The organism is Microbacterium sp. (assembly GCF_049650565.1).
GTDB lineage: Bacteria > Actinomycetota > Actinomycetes > Actinomycetales > Microbacteriaceae > Microbacterium.
This window is the reverse complement of sequence record NZ_JBASAK010000036.1, coordinates 1-4,697: the sequence shown is the minus strand read 5'-3', so window position 1 is coordinate 4,697 and position 4,697 is coordinate 1. Positions and strand designations below refer to the sequence as shown.

Here is a 4,697-nt window from a genome sequence, read left to right as displayed (position 1 = left end):
GCCTCACGACGGGTCGGGGACCCCGGGGGTGGGGCCTCACGACTGGTCGGAGACCCCGGGGGTGGGGCCTCACGACGGGTCGGGGACCCCGGGGGTGAGGCCTCACGACTGGTCGGGGGCCCGGGGGTGGGGCCTCACGACTGGTCGGAGACCCCGGGGGTGGGGCGTCACGACTGGGTCGCTGAGCTTGTCGAAGCGTCGAAGCGTCGACTCAGAACGGCGGAATGGCGGCATCCGGGCGGCGCGCGGTCATCCGCTGCCGGATGTCAGTCAGGGCCGAGCGCAGCGTCTTCGATCTGTCGTCGATCACCTGCTGGTAACCGAGCCTCGCGGCCTCGCTGCGCCGGTGCGCGGCCTGCGTGACGGGCCGGATCTCGCCGGCCAGCGACAGCTCGCCCACGGCAGCGACCGTGCGCGGCACGGACTGCTGCCGGATCGCGCCCGCCACGGCCACGGCGATGGCCAGGTCTGCCGCGGGCTCGGTGAACCGCACCCCGCCCACGGTGGACACGTACACGTCGAGCTTGGACGTCTCGATGCCCGCGCGGCGCTCCAGGATGGCGAGCACCATGGCCACGCGTGAGGAGTCCAGCCCGTGCACGACCCGGCGCGGATTCGGGGCATTCGTGTCGATGGTGAGCGCCTGCACCTCCACGGGCAGCACGCGGCGGCCCTCCATGGCGATGGCCACGCAGGTGCCGGGCTCGGCGGCGCCCTGCGACAGGAACAGGCCGCTGGGATCGGGGACCTCGGCGATGCCGTCGCCGGTCATCTCGAAGCATCCGACCTCATCGGTCGGGCCGAATCGGTTCTTCAGCGCGCGGATGAACCGCAGCGCGGTCTGCCGGTCGCCCTCGAAGTGGCAGACGACGTCGACCAGGTGCTCCAGCACGCGGGGACCCGCGACCGAACCGTCCTTCGTGACGTGCCCCACGATGATCACCGGCAGTCCGCGGTCCTTCGCGATGCGGATGAGCGATGCGGCGACCTCGCGCACCTGGCTGGGCTGCCCGGCGGCGCCGTCGATCAGCCCGCTGGCCACGGTCTGCACGGAGTCGACGATCACCAGGTCGGGCTTCACCTCGTCGATGTGCCCGAGGATCGTGCCCAGGTCGGTCTCGCTGGCCAGGTACAGCTCGTCGTGCAGGGCGTTCGTGCGCTCGGCGCGCAGCCGCACCTGTGCGGGCGACTCCTCGGCGCTGGCGTACAGCACGCGCCGGCCGGAGCGGGCCGTTGCCGCCGCCACCTCCAGCAGCAGCGTGGACTTGCCGACGCCCGGCTCGCCGCTGAGCAGGATGGCCGCGCCGGGGACGATGCCCCCGCCGAGCACCCGGTCGAACTCGCCCACGCCGCTGGAGCGCCGGGGTGCGTCTGCCGTGGTGATCTGGGTGATGGGGCGCGCAGCGCGGTCGGCGGCCGGGGCCACGGCATCCGTCTGCCGCACGATCCCGGTCTTCGCGCCCTGCTCCTGCACAGTGCCCCACTGCTGGCACTCGCCGCAGCGGCCCACCCACTTGGCCGTCGTCCAGCCGCACTCCGTGCAGACGTAGGCGGGCGGGGCGGGCTTGCGGGTGACCATGCAGCAAGGCTATCCGCGGTCGCCGACACCGGCCCGCAGGCTGGTCAGGCCTTGCGCCCGACGTCGTTCAGCATCCCCGCCACGACCAGCGCCAACGCGCCCACCAGCACCAGCAGCCACAGGCCCAGCGAGTACGAGTTGGACTCCGCGTGATACGTCGCGCCCATCACCAGCGGCGGGAAGTAGCCGCCCAGGCCGCCGGCGGCGGCCACGACGCCGCTGACCGCGCCGACCTTCTCCTTCGGCGTGGACGGGCCGATCCATGCGAACACCGCGCCCATGCCCAGGCCCATGGCCGAGGCCATCAGGATGAACGTCACCCCGGTCAGGATGCCCTCGGCCGGCTGCTGCCCGACGATGTACGCCAGCGCGACGATGCCACCCAGCGAGATCAGCGAGATGATCTTCGGGCCGAACCGGTCGGCCAGCACGCCGCCGACGGGCCGCGCCACCACGGCCGCCGCCGCGAACAGCGCGGTGCGCATGCCGGCGCCCAGCACGTCGACCTCGTTCGGGTAGATGGTGGTGAGGTACTTGGGCAGGAAGTTCGAGAACGCCACGAAGCCGCCGAATACGATGCCGTACAGGAACGCCATCTGCCAGGTCACCGGCAGCTTGAGCGCGTCGGTCACCTTCGGAACGAGCTTCTCGCGGTTGGGCTCCCACAGCGGCGACTCGCGCATGAAGAACCACACGATGGCGGCCATCGCCACCAGGGCGCCCGCGATGATCAGGTGCGTGGGGAGGTAGCCGATGTCCTCGGCCAGGCGCGGGGTGGCCAGCGCCGAGACCGCCGTGCCGATCATGCCCATGCCGAACACGCCGTTCGCGAAGCCGCGGCGGTGCGGGGGAAACCACGCACTGGAGAACGGCACGCCCGCCGCGAAGATCGTCCCCGCCACGCCCAGGTAGAACCCGGCGATGATCAGCAGCGGAAAGCTGCGGATGCTGCCCGCCAGCGCCACGAGCAGCACCGCCGGAGCCGACAGCAGCAGCACCACGGTGAACATCCTCCGCCCGCCGAAGCGGTCGGTCATGGCGCCGATGACCACGCGCCCGAGTGCGCCGACCAGCACCGGCGTGGCCAGCATGAGCGAGATCTGCCCCTCGTCCAGGCCCATCTCGGTGGCGTAGGTCTTCTGCAGCGGGGATATCGACATCCACGCCCAGAACGCGATCGTCGAGGCGATCGTGGCCAGCAGCACCTGGGCGAATCCGCCCTTCAGATCGGTGGCCTGCGGCGCGGCCGCGGTGGTCGGAGCAGTCATCAGGCGTCCCTTCGGTAACGGCGACGGTAGCCTGCTTCGCCCCTGATCACCAGAGGTATCGCCGGAGAAAATCGGATCACCGCCCGGATGAATAAACACGGCCCGCCCTTGTTTACGTCGGATGCCGCAGGCAGGATGCTGAAGTACCACGCGCACTCCGGAAGGAGCAGGTATGACCCCTGGCATCACCGCTCGAAGGGCTCCGGCCAACGATGGCCTGCTGGCCGAGACGCTGCTCACGATGGGGCGCTTCGTGCGCCCCGGGGAGTTCTCGTCAGACCTGCGCTCCGTGTTCCTGCAGGGCGGCCGTGCGGGGGACGCCTTCTACCGCGACCGCTGGTCGCACGACAAGGTGGTCCGCTCCACGCACGGCGTGAACTGCACGGGCTCGTGCTCGTGGAAGGTGTACGTCAAGGACGGCATCATCACGTGGGAGGCCCAGCAGACCGACTACCCGTCCGTCGGCCCCGACTCCCCGGAGTACGAGCCGCGCGGCTGCCCGCGCGGCGCCGCCTTCAGCTGGTACACGTACTCGCCCACGCGCGTGCGCTACCCGTACATCCGCGACGCGCTGGCCCAGCTGTACCGGCAGGCCAAGGCGCAGCATCCGGATCCCGTCGACGCGTGGGCGTCGATCGTGGAGGATCCGGAGAAGGCTGCGTCGTACAAGCGCGTCCGCGGGAAGGGCGGCCTGGTGCGCACCAGCTGGGACGAGGTCATGGAGATCGCGGCGGCCGCGCACGTGCACACCGTGAAGACCTACGGTCCCGACCGCATCGCCGGCTTCTCGCCCATCCCGGCCATGTCGATGGTGTCGCACGGCGCCGGCTCGCGGTTCATGAACCTCATCGGCGGCACCATGCTGTCGTTCTACGACTGGTACGCTGACCTCCCCGTCGCGAGTCCCCAGGTGTTCGGCGACCAGACCGACGTGCCCGAATCCGCGGACTGGTGGAACGCCGGGTACCTGATCATGTGGGGCTCGAACGTGCCGGTCACCCGCACGCCCGACGCGCACTTCATGACCGAGGCGCGCTACCGCGGCCAGAAGGTCATCACGGTCTCGCCGGACTACACCGACAACACCAAGTTCGCCGACGAGTGGGTCTCGCCGCACCCGGGAACGGATGCCGCCCTGGCGCTCGCCATGGGGCACGTCATCCTCCGCGAGCACTTCGTGCAGGCGCGCACCGAGCGGTTCGAGGACTACATGCGCCGCTACACCGACGCGCCGTTCCTGGTCGCGCTCGAGGAGCGCGACGGCTCTCTCGTGCCGGGCAAGTTCGTCACCGCATCCGATCTGTCCGGAGCGGATGCCGCCCAGCCGCGCGCCGACTTCAAGCCGGTGCTGATGGACCAGGACGGCACCCCGGTCGTGCCGAACGGGTCGCTGGGCCACCGGTTCAGCCCCGAGGACGAGGGCCGCTGGAACCTGGACCTCGGCGACGTCGTGCCGCCGCTCTCGGTGGCCGACCTTGCGAGCTGGGACGGGACGGCGGCGGAGATCCTGCTGCCGCGCTTCGACCTGGACCCCGAGCCCGGCCAGGAGCACGCCGGCGGCTCCGGTGTGATCGCCCGCGGCGTGCCCGTGCGCACCGTCGCCGGTAAGACCGTCACCACGGTGTTCGATCTGATGCTGGCCCGCTACGGTGTCGGCCGCGACGGGATGCCCGGCGAGTGGCCGACCGGCTATGACGACGCCACCAGCCCCGGCACCCCGGCGTGGCAGGAGGAGCACACCTCGGTGCCCGCCGAGCAGGCCATCCGCATCGGCCGCGAGTTCGCCGACAACGCCGAGCGATCGGGTGGCCGCTCGATGATCCTGATGGGCGCCGGCACCAACCACTGGT

Annotated in this window: 3 protein-coding genes; 1 reads left to right on the top strand and 2 read right to left on the bottom strand. The window is 71.1% G+C overall.

Annotated elements, in window-relative coordinates; all coding sequences use genetic code 11:
* Nucleotides 1-211: 211 nt before the first annotated feature.
* The gene (gene radA / locus WA967_RS06140) at nt 212-1,579 is read right to left on the bottom strand and encodes a DNA repair protein RadA (RefSeq protein WP_424420105.1); all 1,368 of its coding nucleotides are present in this window, start codon (nt 1,577-1,579) and stop codon (nt 212-214) included.
* Nucleotides 1,580-1,623: 44 nt separating this feature from the next.
* Nucleotides 1,624-2,847, bottom strand: a complete 1,224-nt coding sequence (locus tag WA967_RS06135) for an MFS transporter (protein ID WP_424420103.1) — start codon at nt 2,845-2,847, stop codon at nt 1,624-1,626.
* A 172-nt stretch (nt 2,848-3,019) separates the two neighbouring features.
* On the opposite strand from WA967_RS06135, the gene WA967_RS06130 reads away from it, so the two are divergent.
* The coding region (locus WA967_RS06130; protein WP_424420101.1) for a molybdopterin-dependent oxidoreductase at nt 3,020-4,697 on the top strand (1,678 nt) is incomplete at its 3' end.

Bases quoted from the DNA above. Each gene is read 5' to 3' on its own strand.
- radA (WP_424420105.1), bottom strand. From the start codon at position 1,579: ATGGTCACCCGCAAGCCCGCCCCGCCCGCCTACGTCTGCACGGAGTGC.
- WA967_RS06135 (WP_424420103.1), bottom strand. From the start codon at position 2,847: ATGACTGCTCCGACCACCGCGGCCGCGCCGCAGGCCACCGATCTGAAG.